We start from the raw sequence: 19,577 nt of genomic DNA, 5'->3' as shown, positions 1-19,577 counted from the left end.
ATATTTGTTGTGTAGTATTTATTTATATTTTTGAAATTTTATAAATAAAAATGGTCTATTTAAATAAATTATACCGAACAAGCTATTTCCCTTTATATTTCACCCTATTGGTTTATTTGTCACTAATATGGCTGCAAGGATTTAGCTCTGCGCTATATCAAATCGTGAGTGAGTTTCAAATTGCCTTGACTATGGTATTTGGCTCATTCGTGGCTGGTGGTACGGCGCTAGGCGGTGGTGCCGTCGCGTTTCCAATTATGACTAAAGTACTGAATATTGAACCGTACACAGCGAAAGTATTTTCTCTAGCGATACAGAGTTTTGGTATGACTGCGGCGGCATTAACCATTATTTCTCGTGGTATACCTTACTACCGACGTGAAGTCTTAGTCGCTTTGCCGATGTCGGCAGTAGGTATTGCACTGAGTTTAATCATTTTGGCTCCGATAGTTGAAAGCACTATTGTCAAAGCTATTTTTAGCTTTTTATTGCTTTGTTTTGCTATCACAATGATCTACAGGATCCGAGGAAAGTTACACCATCAAGTGACATGTTTCTCAATACAACCTAAAAAACGTCAGATTATGATGGTTGCCTTGATTGGCGGCATTGCAAGCGGACTCGTGGGGTCTGGCTCGGACATCATACTATTCGCGTTTTTAGTTATTTTTTGTCATGCGGATATGAAAAAAGCGACAGCAACCTCTGTTATTGTTATGGCGTTTGTATCTGTACTGGGGAGTGTTATTAACGCATGGCATTTAAATGTAATTGACCATCAAATACAGGGCTACCTGTTGGCTGCCATTCCCATTGTGGTTATTGGTGCGCCGCTCGGTGCATACGTTTGCTCAAAAGTGAGCGTAGGCCAACTCGTTAGCTTTTTATTGCTATTAATCGCGGCTGAGGTTGGATCAACAAGCTATCATATTTATCTACACTATCACTAGTTCTATAATAATAACAAGAATCTATCTATGAAGAATACAAAGAAAGGTCGTCCGGTTGACGGTGAAAGACAAGCCAAGCAAAAAAACAAATTAATAGAAGCAGGAAAGTCATTACTAGACAATAAGCCATACAGTAAAATTACAATCAGAGACATTGCAAATGAGGCACAGCTAAACTCAGCAATGATAAAATATTATTTTGGCAGCAAAGAAAATCTTTTTATTGCAGTTGTAGAGAGCTTGTCAGCCCCCTTACTGGATAAGCTTGAAAAAATAGAGAGTGAAAATAGGCCACTATACGAATTTATAATAACATTAAGTGATATTATAAGTTTTAATCCAGCAGTGGTGTCGATCTTAAAAGAAGAAGTTATGTTTAAATTAACACCGTTGAGTGACGCTTTTATCAATGCTTTTCCTGGAAAAGTTTCTGAATTACTCCCCAAACTGATCATGAAAGAAACCTCTATTAAAGATGAGGTGAAGGCAAATCTTGCAGCATTTAATCTGGTTTCTTTAATTATATCGCCTTTTTTGCTTGATGATATTAGGGAGGGGGTTTGGGATATTAATGATGATCAAATCTCTGGTAAAGAATGGGCTGACTACGTCTACAACCTATTTATAAATGGCATAGGTTAAGAATTAATTCAGTAGTGCTGGAAGATATAATTATTATACTCCCAGCATGCGATTAAGCTGGTATAGTATTGGCTTTGGGGATAATGGGATTATCTATGTTTTTTAGTTCTGATAAGCAGAGCGTAATATTTTCTTTTAAAACCTTCTTACCAGCCTGAAAATCAGCAGGACAGTTAATACACGTAACTGCAATTATTTTGTGAGATTTTACGTACCAGTAGCTCTTACTATCGCTGTTATATATTCTCTCAATTACCGTGTCGTAACCTTGATACAAACCAGCTATTTGTAATTTACAATCAAAGATATCAGACCAAAACCACGGCACTTGTATTTGTGGTTGGGGGACTTCACATATCGCTGCTGCTACCATTTTGGCCTGTTGCACAGCACTAGGTACAGACTCTAAAGTGGTATTTTGGCCACTAAAGGGCTCAATACCAACAGTGCAATCACCAGCCGCATAAATATCAGGCACAGAGGTTTTTCCTTGCTGATCGACTTCTATTCTACCTTGCTTTGTCATGACGCCAGCATGGTTTGCTAGGCGAGTGTTTGGCTCTGCACCTATGCCGATCACAACGATATCTGCTTTAAAAGATTCTCCTTCACTACAATGAACTGATTGCACAGTTTGCTCTCCAGTCAATGCGATGACGCTTTTGTCGGTGAAAATACTGACGCCCTGAGACTGATGTAGTTTTGTGATATGGGCGGCAATGGGTTCGGCTGCAATACGATTTAAAATGCGGTTGCCTCTCTCCAAAATAGTGACGTGATGGCCTAGCTTTTTAAAAGATGCAGCAGTTTCCAAGCCTATATACCCACCACCAATCATGACGATATGTTTAGGGGGCTGGTTACTCCCAAGTGCGCGTGCAATATGTTCGATGTCGTCTAATGTTCTAATTGAGAATACATTGCCAAGTTCAGCGCCTGGCACAGTCAGTTTTCTTGAACTACAACCTGTGCATAGGATCAGCTTATCGTAATTAAGTAACTCACCTGAATCTAAAGTGATAGTATGTTTTAGTGCATTAATATCAACTACTTGTGCTGTCAACTTGATACTGATATGTGCTTTTTCGTAGGCCGCCGCTGGTTTAATGTACAGCCGCTTGAGAGGTGTCTCTCCCGTTAAATAAGTTTTTGAAATAGGAGGACGATGATAGGGTAAATAACTCTCTGCACTGACTATGATGATTTCTCCTTGCCAGCCTTTTTTGCGCAGCTCAAAAGCGGCTTCTGCTCCAGCATGGCCACCACCAACGATAATACACCTTTTCATTGTGCTTCCTTTTTTAATATTGAGACTCGGGCAGCGTAACGCTTAATCCATTATGCTCTTTGGTAATTTTTACTTGGCAACTTAGACGGCTAAAAGCTGTTGTATCGTTAACCATTTCCAGCATTTGGCTTTCATTATTGTCAGGTTGCGTCACTTTATCTGACCATTGTTCTGACAAATAACAATGACAGGTTGCACAGCTTCCCGAACCACCACATTCTCCTTCAATACCTTCCACTAGGTTTTCTATTGCAGCCTGCATAATAGACATACCTGGCTCCACTTCGGTCTCGATGGTTTCACCGTCATGCTGAATAAATGTGATTTTTAGCATAGTAACTCCATTATTAATTTTTAAAATAAGAACTAATAAATTACCTGTTAGTTTGTTTTTTCATATAGTCCGATGTAACTAATTTTATAGTCCCACTTGGCTATTTTATTGTTTTAATATTTCTATATTGTTTTATTTGAATTTTAATCTAATGGAGTTTTAAAGGTGGAAAAAGAATTAATAGACTTTATAAATAACGATCTACTCGAAGGTGCAGCGCCAGATTTGGATGAAAATACACCATTACTTGAACTTGGTATATTAAATTCTCTATCTATGGTTCGGTTACTTGCACATGTCGATCAACGTTACGGTGCAAAAATCCCTGAGAATAATATTACACCAGTGCATTTTGAAAATATAAAAACACTTTCACTGTTAATTAAATCGTTATCTGGAGTTGATGACACTGAGCGCAATGATGATGTATCAGAGTTGGAGCGTCTAGTCTGTCTACAAGAGAGCTACGGGATCCAAAGAGAGCTTGTGGATGCAGGCAATGGATTTAAACAGCATACGCTACGAGTCAAAGGCAAAGGCCCTTTGTGGATCATGCTTCCGGCACTTGGTAACCCTTCAACCTCATGGTCTTCAACATTGCGCTCTTTGCAAGGTCGTCATAATGCAGTGGCATTAGACTTAGCAGGATTTGGCTTGAGTCAGAGTCAAAACGAAGCACCATCATACGTAGACCATGTAGAGTTTACCTTACAGTATCTAGAAACGTTGGAAGAGCAGGAGTGGGTATTAGTGGCCAACTCAGCTGGTAGCATGATCGCAACAGAAGTAGCACGTCGTTATCCTGATAAAGTCAAAGCACTAGTTTGTACAGGCTTTGGTTTGGTTGATGATGTCGAGAGCTGGTGGGGTGATCTGAAGAAAATGTCCTCAAACCCAGAACAATTTTTAGCTGCTGCGTACTACCATCCTCCAAAAATGACACCGGCTCTGGAAGACTTACTTAATGATGTACTTTCTCGCCCTGCATATCATTCTTTCCTCGATGAATATGCACGTAAATCAATGGCAACTACGTTTGATGACGTGAAGGTACCTACTTTATTTATTGCCGGTAACCATGATCAAATTATTCCTCCTGAGTGGAGTGAAAAAGCAGCCGAGCGCCTTGAAAATGCGACGGTTACGCGTTTATCACGTTGTGGACACTTTTCTGCCTCAGAGCGACCAGAAGAGTTTGTATGGGTAGTTGAAGATTTTTTAAATAAGGTGGCAATGTAATGAACGGATTTACACATTATGACGTGGTAATTATCGGTAGTGGACCTGCTGGTAGCTTGTGTGGAATAGAATGCCGTAAGAAAGGCCTATCTGTTTTGTGTATTGAGAAAGAGCAATTTCCAAGGTTCCATATCGGTGAGTCGTTAACAGGAAATGCAGGACAAATTATCCGTGACTTAGGTTTAGCGGAGGATATGGATGCTGCGGGCTTTCCTGACAAACCGGGCGTAAACGTAATTGGCTCACTGTCAAAAAATGAATTCTTCATCCCTATTCTTGCACCCACGTGGCAAGTACGTCGAAGTGACTTTGACGATATGATCAAGCGCAAAGCCTTTGAGCATGGAGTGGAGTATAAGCTTGGTATGGTCACTGATGTGATTAAAGATGGAGAAAAAGTGGTCGGTGCGCTTTACAAAGCCGATGGCGTCGAACACCAAGTTAGGTCAAAGGTATTGGTTGATGCCAGCGGTCAGAATACTTTCTTATCGAGAAAAGGCGTGGCTGGAAAACGACAAATCGAGTTTTTCTCACAACAAATTGCATCATTTGCTCACTACAAAGGTGTGGAGCGAGACTTGCCACCATTTTCGACCAATACCACCATACTGTATTCAAAGCAGTATCACTGGTCTTGGATCATCCCAATTTCACCAGATACTGACAGCTTGGGTGTGGTTATTCCAAAAGATCTTTATTACAAAGAGTGTAAAAACCCAGATGATGCGATCGCATGGGGAATGGAGCATATTAGTCCTGAACTTAAGCGACGCTTTAAAAATGCTGAACGTCAAGGTGACTCTCAGTCAATGGCTGATTTCTCATACCGAATTGAGCCATTTGTAGGTGACGGTTGGATGTGTATCGGCGATGCACATAGGTTCTTAGATCCCATTTTCTCTTACGGTGTGTCATTCGCGATGAAAGAAGGGATCCGAGCTGCAGAAGCAATTGCACAGGTTGTTGCTGGGCAGGATTGGAAAGCGCCTTTCTATGCTTATCGTGATTGGAGTAATGGCGGTCAGCAGATTGCAGCTGATCTGATCCGCTATTTTTGGATTTACCCTATTTTCTTTGGCTATCAAATGCAAAACCCAGACCTCAGAGATGAAGTTATCCGTCTGCTCGGTGGCTGTTGTTTTGATTGTGAAGGGTGGAAAGCGCCTGCCATCTTTAGAAATGCGATTGAAGAATACGACCGTAAACAAATGGCAAGTTAAGGGAATTACCCAATAACGTATAACAAGTAGGGGATACAAATGAATTTTGAATGGAATGAGGCACAGCTGTCATTATTTGAGCATGCTTTAAGTTATTCGTCTGACTTAAGGTCGACCACCCAAAAAGCAGGGGAATTTCCGTTTGATTTATGGAAATCTTTAGGTGATTTCGGTTACTTTGGATTACCTGTCGGTAGTAAATACTCACCTTGTGGTTCTGGCCTAGATATTTTAACGACAGTAAAAGTATTAGAAGGGTTAGGGCAAGGCGGTGCAGACACAGGGTTATTGTTTGCAGGAGCCGCACATACTTTTGCTTGTGTCATGCCAATTTACGAACATGGTAGTGAGGAGATAAAGCAAGAGCTATTACCTTCGCTCACCACAGGAGAAAAAATTGCAGCAAATGCGATATCAGAAGCAGAAGCAGGTTCTGATATCGCGAAGTTAGCGACAACGGCACGTCTTGAAGGTGATTATTATATCATCAAAGGAGCAAAGTCCTATGTGACCAATGGCAGTGTTGCTGACTACTTTATTGCCTATGCAACGACCAATGCTAAGTATGGGTACCTCGGTCAGACAGCATTTGTTATCCCCGCTAACTTACCAGGAATAGAGGTAGGTAATAGTTATAAAAAGCTGGGTTTGCACTCGGCTCAGCTAAATCAGGTGTTTTTTGATGATGTGAAAGTCCACAAAAAGTACGTATTAGGTGACGAAGGCCAAGGTGCGAGGATATTTGCGGCATCAATGGATTGGGAACGCTGTTGCTTATTTGCATTATTTATTGGTGTGATGCAACGCGATATAGACTGCTGTATTGAGTATGCAAACTTGCGAAAGCAGGGCGATAAGACGATAAGTAAATTTCAGGCGGTATCACACCGTATCGCCGATATGGAAGTGAGACTTCAAAGCGCAAGATTATTACTTTATTTTGCCGCTTGGCAGAAGTCGCAAGATGTAGACAACACCAAAGCAGTGGCCATGAGTAAACTCGCCATCAGTGAAGCTTTCGTCCAATCAGGACTAGATGTGATTAGAATACATGGAGCACTGGGTTATCTTGATGAAGGCGGCGTAAATGGAAGCATTAAGGATGCGTTAGGGTCAGTACTTTTTTCTGGCACGTCTGATATTCAAAGAGAATTAATATGTAACAGGCTGGGCTTACTATGAAAAATCTAAATGAGGTTTTACTCCAAGGTAAGGCTATTGCTGGTGAACACAAGTTGGCTGTTCATGATGGTTTGTTAAGCATGGATTATGATGAACTGTGCGAGGCGGTTTTCCATTTTGCAGGACATTTAGAGCGTTTGGGAGTCCGCTCTGGTGACCGTGTTGGCTTATGGGTAGACAAGTCATGCCGTGCCCTCGCTGCTATGCTTGCTGTTACTCATATTGGCGCGATTTACGTGCCAATAGACCCTGCAAACCCAATTCGGCGTGTTGAGGAAATAAGAAAGGATTGCCAGCTTAGTGTATTAGTTACTTCAGCTGAGCAGTTAGATCAGTGCACTCGCGACTTTTCGATTCAGTGTCAGGTTATTGTGCTGAATGAAGAGTACTATGGCAAAGCTGAACTTATCTCGTCATTGACTTGCTGGAATGATGCGATGCAAGCGACGAGGCTTTCATCCCCTGTAAAGGTCAATCCGCAGGCCGTAGCCTATATGTTGTATACATCAGGTTCTACAGGTACACCAAAAGGTGTCCAGATAACCCATGAAAATGCGCTAGCATTTATTGGTTGGGCGAAAGAAAAGCTCACCTTGAGTGAGCAAGATAGGTTTGCAAACCATGCTCCATGGCATTTTGACCTTTCAGTATTCGATATTTATGTGTCTTTACTGTCTGGTGCAAGCGTACATTTGGTGTCTGAGTTATTAAGTTATGTGCCAAAGCAGTTAATCGACTTCATTGAGCAGCAAAAGATAACAGTGTGGTACTCAGTGCCTACTGCACTTAAGCTTATGTTAGAAGCAGAACCACTATTTGGCGAGCGCTGTGAACGCTTAACACACGTTATTTTTGCTGGAGAGGCGTTCGAGATAAAAGCATTAAAAGTATTACGAGCACAATTACCGGATACGCGACTGTACAACTTTTATGGCCCAACAGAGACTAATGTGTGCACCTACTATGAAGTGGGTAAGCATGTTCCTGATCTTCTTCCTATTGGCTATCCCGCCAGTAACAGCGTTATCACCATTAGAAGCCAGCAAGGAGACAAACTTTCACAAGGTTTACGGGGCTTTATTTGTGTTTCAGGGCCTACCGTATTTGCCGGATACTGGGGAAAGACTGCTCAGAATAGTGAATACTATAATACAGGGGATCTAGGCTACTTTAACGAGTTCGGTGAACTTATGTACAACGGTCGAGAAGATCATATGGTTAAAGTAAAGGGCTATCGCATTCATTTAGGTGAAGTAGAGCATGCTTTGAATCAACACAAGCACGTAGCAGAATGTGTTGTAGTACTAAATGAAGATAAACAATTACATGCCCACATTACAATCAAGGAAAAAGCACCGACCTTGCTTGAATTGAAAATGTATTGTGCAAAGTTGTTACCAAAGTACATGTTGATTGACAGGCTACAGATCTGGTCGCAATTGCCATTAACACGTAACGGCAAATATGCCCGTAAAGCACTAATGGCGACTTAAAATCTTATGTCGAAAAGTCTGTATTTCTTTAATTATGTAAAGGTGGCTCAGAGATGGGTTGCAATGTGAATAAAAAAGCCTCTGAATAATAATTACCCCTCTGAAGCCCCATATCCAGCATATAGGGGCTTCTTTATGCGCTAGTTGCACAGTGCTAAGGCCGCAGAGCGGTTTGGAGCATTGAGCTTATCTAAAATACTCGCCACATGATTTTTCACTGTGAAAGGGCTGATCCCAAGAATAAGGCCTATTTCTCTATTCGTTTTTCCTGCCGAAAGCCAGTCATATACTTCTTTCTCTCTTGCTGTCAAAGCATCTAGCGGGTGTTGCTCCGCCCATTTAGGTTCTAGGCTTGTGGTATATGCTTTGTGTAAATAAGGAGTGATCAAATCAATAAGGTATGATGCGGGTGTCAAAGTGCTAGAAAGGCTATTTTGGAAAATGACCAGCAACATAAATGCAGCACTGGGATCGTCCTGACCATAAAGTGCTACATCGGACAAAATACTGCTGGTTTTACAGACATCGCGTAACTCTTCCAGCGGGAACTCATCGTTGTAAATCATTTCTTGTAATTTTTTCACTAATTGGCTGCAAGCTGATATATTGATGTCTGAGACTACTTTTCTTTCTTTTTTCTTTACTAACGCGATATACAGGCCGGAATTGTTGGCAAAAGACATGACGCTCTGAAACGTATCATGATTAAAATTCTTGTATTTTGCGGCTGCTTTTAGTTGCATTATCGCGGACGTTACTACAATCAGCTCGTTATTTGTGTTTGACATGGCTGCTTTCCTTAACAATTTTGTTTCATTTTGTATTCAATGTGTTTTTTTTGTTTACTTATGCAGATAATGGTCTTTTTTTTCACAATGGTCAAATTATTTAATCAATTGATTACATATTGTGTCTAGATGTCTTGATGGTGTTTTTTTTGCGCTTGACTGCGCAGGCTGGTTTGACCAGTACTATCTAAATCTTAAAGATTAAGGTTCTAATTTTTAAGCATTAAATTTTTATTAAGTTATTTTGCTGGTGGGGTACAAGGAGGCAGTTTTTATATCGAAGTGATTGTTAGTTGTGATGCTGTAGGGTGTTGTATTTGTTAAATTTAGTTTCAGAGATAGAAACGTTTATCTCGATATTGAGGTTAATACTAATTTACTATATAGCTCGCTTGCTAATAATTAAGATTGCACAATGATGTTAGACCAAAGAGCGCGAAAAGGAGTTGGAGACGGTTTTGATTGTTTGAGAGTACCTCGGATTGCAGCAAAAGGCGGTTGATAAGAAAGTTGATCATGAGTATTACCATGTTTGCGTTGATGAGGAGAATGTTTGCCGCTTAATGTTACCATTGATATTGTACCGCGTGGAGCTTATGAAGTTTAAGCCTTTGTAATTAAAGGTTTTAATAGGATTTTGTTGAAGTGTTATTTCTGGCTTGAAGGTTGCTTGTTTTTTAAGATGAATACATTCAACACAAAAGGATTAGTATGAATATTACGCAAACCATGCAAACACAAGCTGCCACACTAAATCAATCTGCTCACCGTAAGCAACATTCTGCTCAGAGTGATTTTGCCACGGCATTGTCAGTGGCTCGCGCTGACAGTGAGAGTAATGAGGGCAAGGCAGCAACGAGTAGCAATAGCTATTACACTATGATGACAAATGAGGGCAAGACAGCCCTGAACTTAGATAATCATTTTAAAGCAGCGGCCAATGTGCCAGGCAGTACAGCGTTAACCAAAGCTGTACTTATTTTACCGACTAAACAAAATGTTGATAATTTATCAGCCTATTCTGAGATGAAAGTAAAAGCTTTACTCGCTGAACACGACATCCCATTTCCGCCAAAAAGCATCACCTTTGATGATGAGGGAAAGCTGGTTTTGCCGAAGGACTACAAATACAAAGATGAACTAATCGCTGCGTTTGAAGCAAAGCCTGAAGTACTCAATGCTGTGCGAGCAACCATTGGTATTGCCAGCCAATATCAGGGCCTTATGGAGTCGCAACCATTCAGAGATGAAATGGCAATGGCTAAGGATGAGCAAGCCAGAAAAGCCATACTAAAAAAGTACAGTTACCTATTTGATGAAAATCGCCCACACCCTCAAACAATATTATCATTTTTGGAAGACGGTCGTATGTCGGTGGTATCGGGATAGAGTTCAGGGGAGAGATGTTAGGCTAGGTTGTATCCTAAGCTGAAAGTGCTCAGAGAATGGTGATGATAACGCTACTTTTCATTTTGAATTAACAAACTGGTAGAATGCAAATTTGTAGCAACAGAAAATCATCGCCAGTGAGAGAAATTAAAAAGCCAACGACATGGCGTTGGCTTCAGGTTTATTACTATTGTTATTAGTAATTTACGCTGTATGTTCGATCACTCTATCAATCGTTTCGTCACTACGCAGCGTTAATATTTCAACGCCATTGTCAGTCACTAGCAGAGTATGTTCCCATTGAGCTGAAAGGCTACGGTCTTTAGTTACAACTGTCCATTCATCTTTAAGTAGTTTGCATTGTCGCTTACCTGCATTGACCATAGGCTCAATAGTCAAACACATGCCCGCTTTAAGCACTTCACCAGTACCTGGCTTACCATAGTGCATTACCTGTGGCTCTTCGTGGAACTCTTTACCAATGCCATGCCCGCAGTATTCGCGAACGATAGAATAATTAAAGCCTTCTGCGTACTTTTGAATTGCAGCACCAATATCACCCAAACGAGCGCCTGGTTTTACCATTTTTATTGCAAGATATAGGCTCTCTTGTGTAATTTCGCTTAGGCGTTTACCTTGGATAGTCGGTGTGCCTACATAAAACATTTTTGAAGTGTCACCATGATAACCATCTTTGATAACGGTAATGTCTATATTGATGATATCACCTTCTTTGAGCGGCTTGTCATTTGGAATACCATGACAGATAACGTGGTTAACTGAGGTACAAATTGACTTTGGAAAGCCGTGGTAATTTAGTGGCGCAGGAATAGCACCTTGCTCATCAACAATGTAATTGTGACAAATGGTGTTTAATTCGTCTGTGGTCACCCCTGGCTTAACATACGGCTCGATCATTTCCAATACTTCCGCGGCTAAGCGCCCGGCAACACGCATTTTTTCGATTTCTTCAGGGGTTTTGATCACTGCACTCATTTAGACTCCAAGTCAATTTAGATGAACATTCATTATGCACAAATTTTACGCATAAGATTGAGTTAATTCTTTATATATGGTATAAAGCGCGCCGTCTTTTTACAAATAATTCTTCATCACTTGGTGAATATGAATGTTTGTAGTTAAGACAACACACTTAATTAATATTAACACACACACATATCGACACATACACTTGGGTGCATGTAGCTTAAAAACTTCGTGTTGGTGCTATGGGATATGTGGAGGCCTAACCCTAAACTATTAGAGGAAATATACAATGGCAAACGTTTCAATGCGCGATATGCTTCAAGCTGGTGTTCACTTTGGTCACCAGGCACGTTACTGGAACCCTAAGATGAAGCCGTTCATCTTCGGTGCACGTAACCGCGTTCATATCATCAACCTAGAAAAAACAGTACCTTTATTCAACGACGCTCTTAAGTTTCTTTCGAACGTTGCTTCAAACAAAGGTAAAATCCTTTTCGTAGGTACTAAGCGCGCTGCAAGCGAAGCAGTTAAAGAAGCGGCTATCCAAAGTGAGCAGTTCTATGTAAATCACCGTTGGTTAGGTGGTATGTTGACTAACTGGAAAACAGTTCGTCAATCAATCAAGCGTCTTAAAGAGCTTGAGACTCAAAGCCAAGACGGTACTTTTGAGAAGCTTACTAAGAAAGAAGCGCTAATGCTTACTCGTGAAATGCAAAAGCTTGAAAAAGGCCTTGGCGGTATCAAAGATATGGGCGGTCTTCCTGACGCTATCTTCGTTATCGACGCTGACCACGAGCACATCGCTATCCGTGAAGCTAACAACCTAGGTATTCCAGTAGTATCTGTTGTTGATACTAACTCTAACCCAGATGGTGTTGATTTCATCATTCCAGGTAACGACGATGCTATCCGTGCAATCCAGCTATACACTGGTGCAGTAGCAACGGCTATCACTGAAGGCCGTGAAAGCAACATCGTTGCTCAAGCAGAAAACGACGACTTCGTTGAAGCTGAGTAATTACCTGATTAGGTATTAGCTGTCATCAAGTCTTCATCAAATTTTTGGTGAAGACTTGATATTCTTTATAAGCGATTGACTGCTTACCCCGTTGTTTGCCAAGCAGACCTTGAAAGATAACGGATTTTTATCAAATTGAGGCGTGCTGTACTTGATTTGATATTCAGCCAACTTAAAGGTTGGTTTTATCAAGAACTGAATTCAGATTTGAGGATATTCTAATGGCTGTAACTGCTGCCCTAGTAAAAGAACTTCGTGAGCGCACTGGCGCTGGTATGATGGATTGTAAAAAAGCACTAACTGAAACTAACGGTGATATCGATCTAGCTATCGAAAACATGCGTAAAAGTGGTGCTGCAAAAGCTGCTAAAAAAGCAGGTAACATCGCTGCTGAAGGTACTATCATCATCAAGCAAAGCGAAGGCGTTGCTGCACTAGTTGAAGTTAACTGTCAAACTGACTTCGTAGCAAAAGATGCAAGCTTCCTAGGTTTTGCTAATGAAGTTGCTGACGCTGCACTAGCTGAAAAGCTAGACATCGAAGCGCTTAAAGCTAAGTTCGAAGAAACGCGTGTTGCACTAGTTGCTAAAATTGGTGAGAACATGAACATCCGCCGTGTTGAATTCATCGAAGGTGCAAAGTTAGTTGCTTACCGTCACGGTGAGCGCATCGGTGTTGTTGTTGCAGGTGAAGCTGACGAAGAAACACTTAAGCACGTTGCTATGCACGTAGCTGCGTCTAAGCCTGACTACCTAAACCCAGAAGATGTACCGGCTGAAGTAGTTGAAAAAGAAAAAGCGGTTCAAGTTGAAATCGCAATGAACGAAGGCAAGCCAGCTGAAATCGCTGAAAAAATGGTTGTTGGTCGTATGAAGAAGTTCACTGGTGAGATCTCTCTTACTGGTCAAGCTTTCATCATGGAACCTAAGAAATCAGTAGGTGACTACCTTAAAGAGAAGAGTGCATCTGTTTCTTCATTCATTCGCCTAGAAGTAGGTGAAGGTATCGAGAAGAAAGAAGAAGACTTCGCAGCTGAAGTTGCAGCACAAATCGCTGCGGCGAAAGGCGAGTAATCACCAACGGTGATGCCTAATGACGTAAAAGCTGACATTAGCTTTGCGTCATTGCTGAAAATTCTCTAAAATAACCGCGCATTTATGTCTAGCATAAGCGCGGTTATTTTTTACCTCACTTTTAATTGGCCCGGATATTATGACTATCAATAAAAAACCTGTTTTTAGACGCGTTCTTTTAAAGCTTAGTGGTGAAGCTTTAATGGGAGATGAAGGCTTTGGTATTGATCCAAAAGTTTTGGATCGTATGGCACAAGAAATCAAAGAGTTAGTAGAGCTCGACGTAGAAGTGGGTTTGGTTATCGGTGGCGGTAACTTCTTACGTGGTGGTTCACTTGCTGAAGCGGGCATGAACCGTGTTGTTGGCGATCACATGGGAATGCTAGCAACGGTTATGAATGGGCTTGCGATGCGTGATGCGCTACATCGTGCTTTTGTAAATGCACGCCTGATGTCTGCTATTCCATTAAATGGCGTGTGTGATGCTTACAACTGGGCTGAAGCAATCAGCTTGTTAAAGTCTGGCCGTGTGGTTATTTTCTCTGCAGGTACGGGCAACCCATTCTTTACAACCGACTCGGCTGCATGTTTGCGTGGTATCGAAATTGAAGCTGATACGGTAATTAAGGCTACCAAAGTTGAAGGTGTATTTAGCGACGATCCGGTGAAAAATCCAGAGGCAACGTTATACCGCACGTTGACGTATAACGAAGTTATCGACAAAGAATTGAAAGTGATGGATTTAGCCGCTTTTACATTGGCACGTGACCACAATATGCCAATTAGCGTATTCAACATGAACAAACCAGGTGCATTGAAAAATGTCATCATGGGTGAAGAAGAGGGGACGCTGATCTCTTCTCAGGCTGCAGAATAATCTAACGTCGATTTTGGCAACGCATAGTTTAGATGACGGAGTCTAATTAACCGACGTGAAGGTGAAGTAGCGAATCTCTAAATTGCGAGTATAATCTGGCATAACAAGAACAGACTAGGAAAGTATTGTGATCGAAGATATTAAAAAAGACGCTCAAGAGCGCATGAAAAAAAGTGTGGCAGCCCTTGCAAGCCAGCTTTCTAAAATTCGTACGGGTCGTGCACACCCTGCGCTATTAGATGGTATTTCTGTTTCTTACTACGGTGCGGATACACCATTAAACCAAGTAGCAAATGTAACCACAGAGGACTCTCGTACACTGGCTATCAGTGTGTTTGACAAGTCTCTAGCTCAAGCTGTAGAAAAGGCAATTTTATCGTCTGATTTAGGTTTGAACCCAATGTCTGCTGGTACTGTTATTCGTGTTCCGCTTCCTCCACTTACTGAAGAACGTCGTAAAGATCTGATCAAGATCGTACGTGGTGAAGTAGAAGGTGGTCGTGTTGCTGTTCGTAATATCCGTCGCGATGCTAACGGTGATGTAAAGTCTTTACTAAAAGACAAAGAAATCTCGGAAGATGAAGCACGCCAAGCTGAAGATGAAATTCAAAAGTTAACAGATAAGTTCATCAAAGAAATGGATACACAGCTAAGTGCTAAAGAAGCTGAGCTAATGGAAATCTAAGCGTCTTTTACCTAGCAGGTGTGTACAGAGTTCATTAAAACAAAGTAGAAAAATCTGTTTTGTTTCTGAGCAGTTAGCGCATTTTTGCCTAGGTACAAGGACAAATTTATTAGGTTTGAAGCGCCGCCTAGGGTATACTAGGCGGCGTTTTTTTCACTAAAATTGGAATTATGGTTTTAAAAGCAGAGGTTATTTCTCAGCAGTCACTGCCAAAACATGTTGCGATAATAATGGATGGCAACGGTCGTTGGGCTCAAGCTCGTAGGCGCCCTCGTGCCTTTGGGCATAAAAAGGGTGTGGACTCTGTCCGAAGTGCTGTGCAATTCTGTTCCAAACTGGGTATAGAGTCTTTGACACTATTTGCATTCAGTAGTGAGAACTGGCGTAGGCCAGAAGACGAAGTAAGCATATTGATGGAGCTATTCATTTATGTGCTGTCTAAAGAAGTTAAAAAATTACATAAGAACAACGTAAAGCTAACCATTATTGGCGATCTTTCTCGTTTTCCAGACGCGCTACAGCAGCGAGTTCATGAAGCTCAAACATTGACCCAAAACAATACTGGGCTTAACTTAAACATTGCTGCAAATTACGGTGGGCGTTGGGATATCACACAAGCTGCACAACAACTCGCTCAGCAAGTCGCCTCGGGTGAATTGCAAGCCAGCGATATAACCGAAGATGCACTCACCAAGCAAATGACTATGTCTGAGCAAGCAAGTCTTGATTTGTTGATCAGAACGGGAGGTGACTTCCGCATTAGTAACTTTTTGCTTTGGCAAGCAGCGTATGCTGAACTCTATTTTACCGACACGCTATGGCCTGATTTTGACGAGCAAGCATTCTCTGAAGCCATTGCTTGTTACGTGTCTAGAGAGCGACGCTTCGGATGTACGGGAGAGCAAATTAAGCAACTCCTTGCAGAGAAAGACGCAACAAGTTAAGGGTTCAAATTTGTTAAAACAACGCATTTTAACGTCAGCTGTGCTTGCACCTCTGGCACTACTTTTGGTGTTTTATACGCCGTTGGCAATGTTTAGTACCATTGCCGCACTTATCGTTTTACTGGGTGCATGGGAGTGGTCAGCGCTTGCTGGTCTGTGTCAAAAGCGTCAGCGAATTGCTTTTGTAGGCGTCATGGCTGTATTGATACTAGTGCTTAATAGCCATTGGCCGATACAAGAGTTATGGCAACAAGGGCGCTTAGTTGCAGATGCAAATTACGTTTTTACGTTAGCGTTTGCATGGTGGCTAGTCGCAACTTTCTTGGTGGTAAAGTACCCTCGTGCTGCGAGAGCTTGGAACGAAGGTATTATGATGCGTTCAATCGCGGGAGTATTAACATTGATCCCGCTTTGGCTGGCGCTGAATGTGATGCGAAGTGCGGGATACCAAGAAGGCGAGCATATTGGCTCGGTGCTCATTATGGTCGTATTAGGGATTGTTTGGAGTGCCGATATTGGTGCTTACTTTGCTGGCAAAAACTTGGGCAAGCATAAGCTTATGCCCAAAGTCAGCCCAAACAAAACCATTGAAGGCTTAGTTGGCGGCTTGGTGACCGCTGTGGTATTTGTATTGATTTTCTGCCATTTTGCAGCGATTGATATGAATATGTGGCCGATATATGCGGTCATGACAGTGGTTATTGCACTTTTTTCCGCGGTAGGTGATTTACTAGAAAGCATGTTCAAACGTGAAGTTGGCCTTAAAGACTCTGGTCGTTGCTTGCCAGGCCATGGTGGCATTTTAGATCGCATAGACAGTCTTACTGCCGCAGCGCCGATTTTTGCATTTTGCTACGCGTGGACGGTTGTACTATGAATCAACAAAGCTTGGTCGTACTTGGTGCAACAGGCTCCATTGGACTATCAACACTTGATGTTGTGAGTAGAAATGCACATCAGTATCGCGTTTTTGCCTTAGTTGCTGGTCAAAATGTTGAGAAAATGGTAGAGCTTTGTTTAGCATATCAACCACGCTATGCAGTAATGAATTCTGAGCTGGCCGCTCAACAGCTTGCTCAACACTTAGCTCATACTTCTACCAAGGTGCTCAGTGGTGTTAGCGCGATGGCAGATATGGCGCGCCATGATGATGTTGATATTGTGATGTCCGCTATCGTCGGTGCAGCGGGTTTACTACCTACCCTAGCGGCGGTTGAAGCAGGTAAAAAGGTCCTGCTTGCAAACAAAGAATCTTTGGTTATGAGTGGTCAGCTATTTATGGATAAAGTAAAAGCGCATGGCGCGACTTTGCTCCCTATAGACAGCGAACATAATGCCATCTACCAATGTTTACCAAACTCAATACAAACTGGGCAAAGCAACACCCTGTGCGAAAGTGGTGTGAGTAAAATCTTATTAACCGGGTCTGGTGGACCATTCTTGCAGCGGCCATTAGAGACGCTACCGAATGTTACTGTTGAAGAAGCTGTAGCCCATCCAAACTGGTCTATGGGTCGAAAAATCTCTGTTGATTCAGCAACTATGATGAACAAAGGGCTTGAGTTTATTGAAGCTAAATGGCTCTTTAATTGTTCTGCGGATGATATTGACGTGGTGATCCATCCTCAGAGTATGATCCACTCTATGGTGCAATATCGTGATGGTTCTGTTATTGCACAGATGGGGCAACCTGACATGCGTACACCCATTGCCTACGGGTTGGCATACCCAGAGCGAATTGATGCGGGCGTTGAGCCTTTGGATTTTTCACAAATAGTTGATTTCACTTTCACAAAACCAGACTTTGAACGTTATCCAAATTTGCGATTAGCAATTGATGCTTGTCGTAGTGGTCAAGCTGCGACAACGACGATTAACGCTGCTAATGAAGTAGCGGTCGCAGCCTTTTTAGATAAACAAATAGGCTTTTGTGACATCTACCGAGTGAACGCCTTAACACTTGAGCAAACCACGCTTGGCGTATTAGAATCCGTTGAGTCTATTATGGAAGCAGACCAAGCTGCACGTTATCGAGCTAAGCAAATCATTACAACATTGAGGTAACTATGTTTGAATTTTTCTGGCACTTAGGTTCATTTATTCTTGCTCTAGGGATTTTAGTTACGGTGCATGAATATGGCCATTTTTGGGTTGCCAGAAAAGCCGGTGTTAAAGTTCTACGATTTTCTATTGGTTTTGGAAAGCCTTTGCTTAAGTGGTATGACAAACACCAAACTGAATATGTCATCGCAGTAATTCCACTGGGCGGCTATGTCAAAATGCTCGATGAGCGTGTTGATGATGTCGCAGAGCAGGAAAAGCACTTAGCTTTCAACAATAAGCCGGTCTTGTCACGTATTGCTGTGGTAGCAGCAGGTCCAATCGCTAACTTTTTATTTGCCATCATCGCATTGGCAGCCATGTACATGATTGGAGTGCAGTCAGCTAAACCCGTCGTAGGTGCCATCACACCAGCAAGTATCGCCGCAAAAGCGGGGTTTAGATCTGGCGACCAAATCATTGCACTTAACGACGAGTTAGTACATTCATGGCAAGATGTCACCTTTGAACTGATGGCACATCTCGGTGAACCTAGCTTAGTTGCAAAAGTACAAGATGAAAAAGGTAGCTTGGCAATACGCACATTAGCCTTGTCCAACTGGAAGCTAGATAAACAAGATGAAGCGCCGTTAACGTCAGTTGGTATATCGCCATATCGGCCACCACTAACATTGCAGTTGGGTTACATCGAACAGGGTGCCGCTGCAGATAAAGCCGGTTTTAAGGTACAAGACACCGTCGTTGCAATTAACGGTGAACAGTTAGAGACCTGGCAGCAGCTGGTGAGTCGGGTGCAAAAATCTGCCAATCAGTCATTGGTTGTCGATATTCTAAGAGATGGTCAGACTCAAACCTTAACTGTTATTCCACAAGCAAAAACATCTCCCGATGGTATTGTCCAAGGTTATCTTGGTGTAGTGCCCGTGATGGAAAAATGGCCGGATGGGTATATTGAAACTAGACAATACGGCATTCTAGATAGTATGGTGCTTGGCATTCGTAAAACTTACGATCTCATTGCCCTTAGTTTTGATATGATTGGTAACTTACTAACCGGTCAAGTCTCAGTTAAAAACTTAAGTGGGCCGGTGGGGATCGCGGTAAGCGCTGGAAATAGCGTTAGTTACGGATTAGTAGCATTTTTAGGCTTCTTGGCGCTTATTAGCGTTAACTTAGGGGTTTTTAACTTATTACCGCTCCCTGTCTTAGATGGTGGGCATTTAATGTATTACTTAATTGAACTAATTCGTAGAAAACCAGTCTCTGAAAAGACACAAGAGTTTGGGTTTAAGATAGGAGCTGCGCTTCTGCTTGCCTTAACGTTTTTTGCACTATTTAATGACGTTTCCCGGCTTTAAGCCGTGCGGTGCTAAAAAGCGCACATAACATACAGTTTAAATGTTTGCA

At 41.9% G+C, this 19,577-nt stretch carries 19 protein-coding genes; 15 read left to right on the top strand and 4 right to left on the bottom strand.

The window, feature by feature from the left end:
- Positions 1-116: 116 nt before the first annotated feature.
- Positions 117-950, top strand: a complete 834-nt coding sequence (locus tag HUZ36_RS09735; RefSeq protein WP_241651647.1) for a sulfite exporter TauE/SafE family protein — start codon at positions 117-119, stop codon at positions 948-950.
- 27 nt (positions 951-977) lie between these two features.
- Positions 978-1,592 (top strand): TetR/AcrR family transcriptional regulator, encoded by a 615-nt coding sequence (locus HUZ36_RS09730; protein ID WP_176032716.1) that lies wholly within the window; start codon positions 978-980, stop codon positions 1,590-1,592.
- A 52-nt stretch (positions 1,593-1,644) separates the two neighbouring features.
- On the opposite strand, the gene HUZ36_RS09725 is transcribed toward HUZ36_RS09730, so the two are convergent.
- Both HUZ36_RS09725 and HUZ36_RS09720 read right to left on the bottom strand, forming a co-directional pair.
- Positions 1,645-2,880: an NAD(P)/FAD-dependent oxidoreductase gene (locus tag HUZ36_RS09725; protein WP_176032715.1), complete on the bottom strand. Its 1,236-nt coding sequence runs from the start codon at positions 2,878-2,880 to the stop codon at positions 1,645-1,647.
- A gap of 13 nt (positions 2,881-2,893) precedes the next feature.
- A complete protein-coding gene (locus tag HUZ36_RS09720; RefSeq protein ID WP_125253119.1) occupies positions 2,894-3,214 on the bottom strand; it encodes a 2Fe-2S iron-sulfur cluster-binding protein in 321 nt (106 codons plus the stop codon).
- Positions 3,215-3,379: 165 nt separating this feature from the next.
- On the opposite strand from HUZ36_RS09720, the gene HUZ36_RS09715 reads away from it, so the two are divergent.
- Genes HUZ36_RS09715 through HUZ36_RS09700 form a run of 4 tightly spaced genes read left to right on the top strand, consistent with a single transcriptional unit; the run spans position 3,380 to position 8,348 of the window.
- On the top strand, positions 3,380-4,453 hold the full coding sequence (locus tag HUZ36_RS09715) for an alpha/beta fold hydrolase (RefSeq protein ID WP_176032714.1): 1,074 nt from the start codon (positions 3,380-3,382) through the stop codon (positions 4,451-4,453).
- A complete protein-coding gene (locus HUZ36_RS09710; RefSeq protein ID WP_176032713.1) occupies positions 4,453-5,673 on the top strand; it encodes an NAD(P)/FAD-dependent oxidoreductase in 1,221 nt (406 codons plus the stop codon). Before HUZ36_RS09715 ends, HUZ36_RS09710 begins: the two co-directional genes overlap by 1 nt.
- A 39-nt stretch (positions 5,674-5,712) precedes the next feature.
- Positions 5,713-6,855: an acyl-CoA dehydrogenase family protein gene (locus HUZ36_RS09705; protein ID WP_176032712.1), complete on the top strand. Its 1,143-nt coding sequence runs from the start codon at positions 5,713-5,715 to the stop codon at positions 6,853-6,855.
- Entirely contained in the window at positions 6,852-8,348 is a 1,497-nt protein-coding gene (locus HUZ36_RS09700; protein WP_176032711.1) for an amino acid adenylation domain-containing protein, read from the top strand. Before HUZ36_RS09705 ends, HUZ36_RS09700 begins: the two co-directional genes overlap by 4 nt.
- 140 nt (positions 8,349-8,488) lie before the next feature.
- Here the strand turns inward: HUZ36_RS09700 and HUZ36_RS09695 are convergent, their stop codons facing one another.
- Complete coding sequence (locus HUZ36_RS09695; RefSeq protein ID WP_125253114.1) at positions 8,489-9,136, bottom strand: helix-turn-helix domain-containing protein; 648 nt, start codon at positions 9,134-9,136, stop codon at positions 8,489-8,491.
- Between the two features lie 711 nt (positions 9,137-9,847).
- Between HUZ36_RS09695 and HUZ36_RS09690 the strand changes: the two genes are divergently transcribed.
- Positions 9,848-10,525: a hypothetical protein gene (locus HUZ36_RS09690; RefSeq protein WP_176032710.1), complete on the top strand. Its 678-nt coding sequence runs from the start codon at positions 9,848-9,850 to the stop codon at positions 10,523-10,525.
- 204 nt (positions 10,526-10,729) lie between these two features.
- Here HUZ36_RS09690 and map read toward each other — a convergent pair whose 3' ends face one another.
- Positions 10,730-11,521 (bottom strand): type I methionyl aminopeptidase, encoded by a 792-nt coding sequence (gene map, locus HUZ36_RS09685; RefSeq protein ID WP_125253112.1) that lies wholly within the window; start codon positions 11,519-11,521, stop codon positions 10,730-10,732.
- 280 nt (positions 11,522-11,801) lie between these two features.
- On the opposite strand from map, the gene rpsB reads away from it, so the two are divergent.
- The 8 genes from rpsB (at position 11,802) to rseP (ending at position 19,528) form a co-directional block, all read left to right on the top strand.
- Positions 11,802-12,530, top strand: coding sequence for a 30S ribosomal protein S2 (rpsB, locus tag HUZ36_RS09680; protein ID WP_128731458.1), 729 nt, complete (start codon positions 11,802-11,804; stop codon positions 12,528-12,530).
- A gap of 221 nt (positions 12,531-12,751) precedes the next feature.
- The gene (gene tsf, locus HUZ36_RS09675; RefSeq protein WP_125253110.1) at positions 12,752-13,603 is read left to right on the top strand and encodes a translation elongation factor Ts; all 852 of its coding nucleotides are present in this window, start codon (positions 12,752-12,754) and stop codon (positions 13,601-13,603) included.
- Positions 13,604-13,742: 139 nt separating this feature from the next.
- The gene (pyrH, locus tag HUZ36_RS09670) at positions 13,743-14,480 is read left to right on the top strand and encodes a UMP kinase (RefSeq protein ID WP_125253109.1); all 738 of its coding nucleotides are present in this window, start codon (positions 13,743-13,745) and stop codon (positions 14,478-14,480) included.
- A gap of 127 nt (positions 14,481-14,607) precedes the next feature.
- Positions 14,608-15,165, top strand: coding sequence for a ribosome recycling factor (frr, locus tag HUZ36_RS09665; protein ID WP_125253108.1), 558 nt, complete (start codon positions 14,608-14,610; stop codon positions 15,163-15,165).
- Between the two features lie 170 nt (positions 15,166-15,335).
- Positions 15,336-16,109 carry an isoprenyl transferase gene (locus HUZ36_RS09660; RefSeq protein WP_176032709.1) on the top strand — a complete coding sequence of 258 codons (774 nt, stop codon included), beginning with the start codon at positions 15,336-15,338 and terminating at the stop codon, positions 16,107-16,109.
- A 10-nt stretch (positions 16,110-16,119) separates the two neighbouring features.
- Positions 16,120-16,986 carry a phosphatidate cytidylyltransferase gene (locus tag HUZ36_RS09655; RefSeq protein WP_125253106.1) on the top strand — a complete coding sequence of 289 codons (867 nt, stop codon included), beginning with the start codon at positions 16,120-16,122 and terminating at the stop codon, positions 16,984-16,986.
- Entirely contained in the window at positions 16,983-18,173 is a 1,191-nt protein-coding gene (gene ispC / locus HUZ36_RS09650) for a 1-deoxy-D-xylulose-5-phosphate reductoisomerase (protein WP_176032708.1), read from the top strand. The genes HUZ36_RS09655 and ispC overlap by 4 nt, the downstream gene beginning before the upstream one ends.
- Positions 18,174-18,175: 2 nt before the next feature.
- Positions 18,176-19,528, top strand: coding sequence for a sigma E protease regulator RseP (gene rseP / locus HUZ36_RS09645; protein ID WP_176032707.1), 1,353 nt, complete (start codon positions 18,176-18,178; stop codon positions 19,526-19,528).
- Positions 19,529-19,577: the final 49 nt, after the last annotated feature.

Origin of the sequence: Pseudoalteromonas sp. McH1-7 (genome assembly GCF_013366255.1) — a bacterium.
Taxonomy (GTDB): Bacteria; Pseudomonadota; Gammaproteobacteria; order Enterobacterales; family Alteromonadaceae; genus Pseudoalteromonas; species Pseudoalteromonas peptidolytica.
The sequence above is the reverse complement of the archived record's forward strand: the minus strand, read 5'-3'. Positions and strand labels throughout refer to the sequence as shown.

Excerpts from the sequence above, each read along its gene's own strand:
- HUZ36_RS09730 (WP_176032716.1), top strand. The coding sequence starts at position 978 with ATGAAGAATACAAAGAAAGGTCGTCCGGTTGACGGTGAAAGACAAGCC.
- HUZ36_RS09725 (WP_176032715.1), bottom strand. The coding sequence starts at position 2,880 with ATGAAAAGGTGTATTATCGTTGGTGGTGGCCATGCTGGAGCAGAAGCC.
- HUZ36_RS09720 (WP_125253119.1), bottom strand. The coding sequence starts at position 3,214 with ATGCTAAAAATCACATTTATTCAGCATGACGGTGAAACCATCGAGACC.
- HUZ36_RS09710 (WP_176032713.1), top strand. The coding sequence starts at position 4,453 with ATGAACGGATTTACACATTATGACGTGGTAATTATCGGTAGTGGACCT.
- HUZ36_RS09705 (WP_176032712.1), top strand. The coding sequence starts at position 5,713 with ATGAATTTTGAATGGAATGAGGCACAGCTGTCATTATTTGAGCATGCT.
- HUZ36_RS09700 (WP_176032711.1), top strand. The coding sequence starts at position 6,852 with ATGAAAAATCTAAATGAGGTTTTACTCCAAGGTAAGGCTATTGCTGGT.
- HUZ36_RS09695 (WP_125253114.1), bottom strand. The coding sequence starts at position 9,136 with ATGTCAAACACAAATAACGAGCTGATTGTAGTAACGTCCGCGATAATG.
- HUZ36_RS09690 (WP_176032710.1), top strand. The coding sequence starts at position 9,848 with ATGAATATTACGCAAACCATGCAAACACAAGCTGCCACACTAAATCAA.
- map (WP_125253112.1), bottom strand. The coding sequence starts at position 11,521 with ATGAGTGCAGTGATCAAAACCCCTGAAGAAATCGAAAAAATGCGTGTT.
- rpsB (WP_128731458.1), top strand. The coding sequence starts at position 11,802 with ATGGCAAACGTTTCAATGCGCGATATGCTTCAAGCTGGTGTTCACTTT.
- tsf (WP_125253110.1), top strand. The coding sequence starts at position 12,752 with ATGGCTGTAACTGCTGCCCTAGTAAAAGAACTTCGTGAGCGCACTGGC.
- pyrH (WP_125253109.1), top strand. The coding sequence starts at position 13,743 with ATGACTATCAATAAAAAACCTGTTTTTAGACGCGTTCTTTTAAAGCTT.
- HUZ36_RS09660 (WP_176032709.1), top strand. The coding sequence starts at position 15,336 with ATGGTTTTAAAAGCAGAGGTTATTTCTCAGCAGTCACTGCCAAAACAT.
- ispC (WP_176032708.1), top strand. The coding sequence starts at position 16,983 with ATGAATCAACAAAGCTTGGTCGTACTTGGTGCAACAGGCTCCATTGGA.
- rseP (WP_176032707.1), top strand. The coding sequence starts at position 18,176 with ATGTTTGAATTTTTCTGGCACTTAGGTTCATTTATTCTTGCTCTAGGG.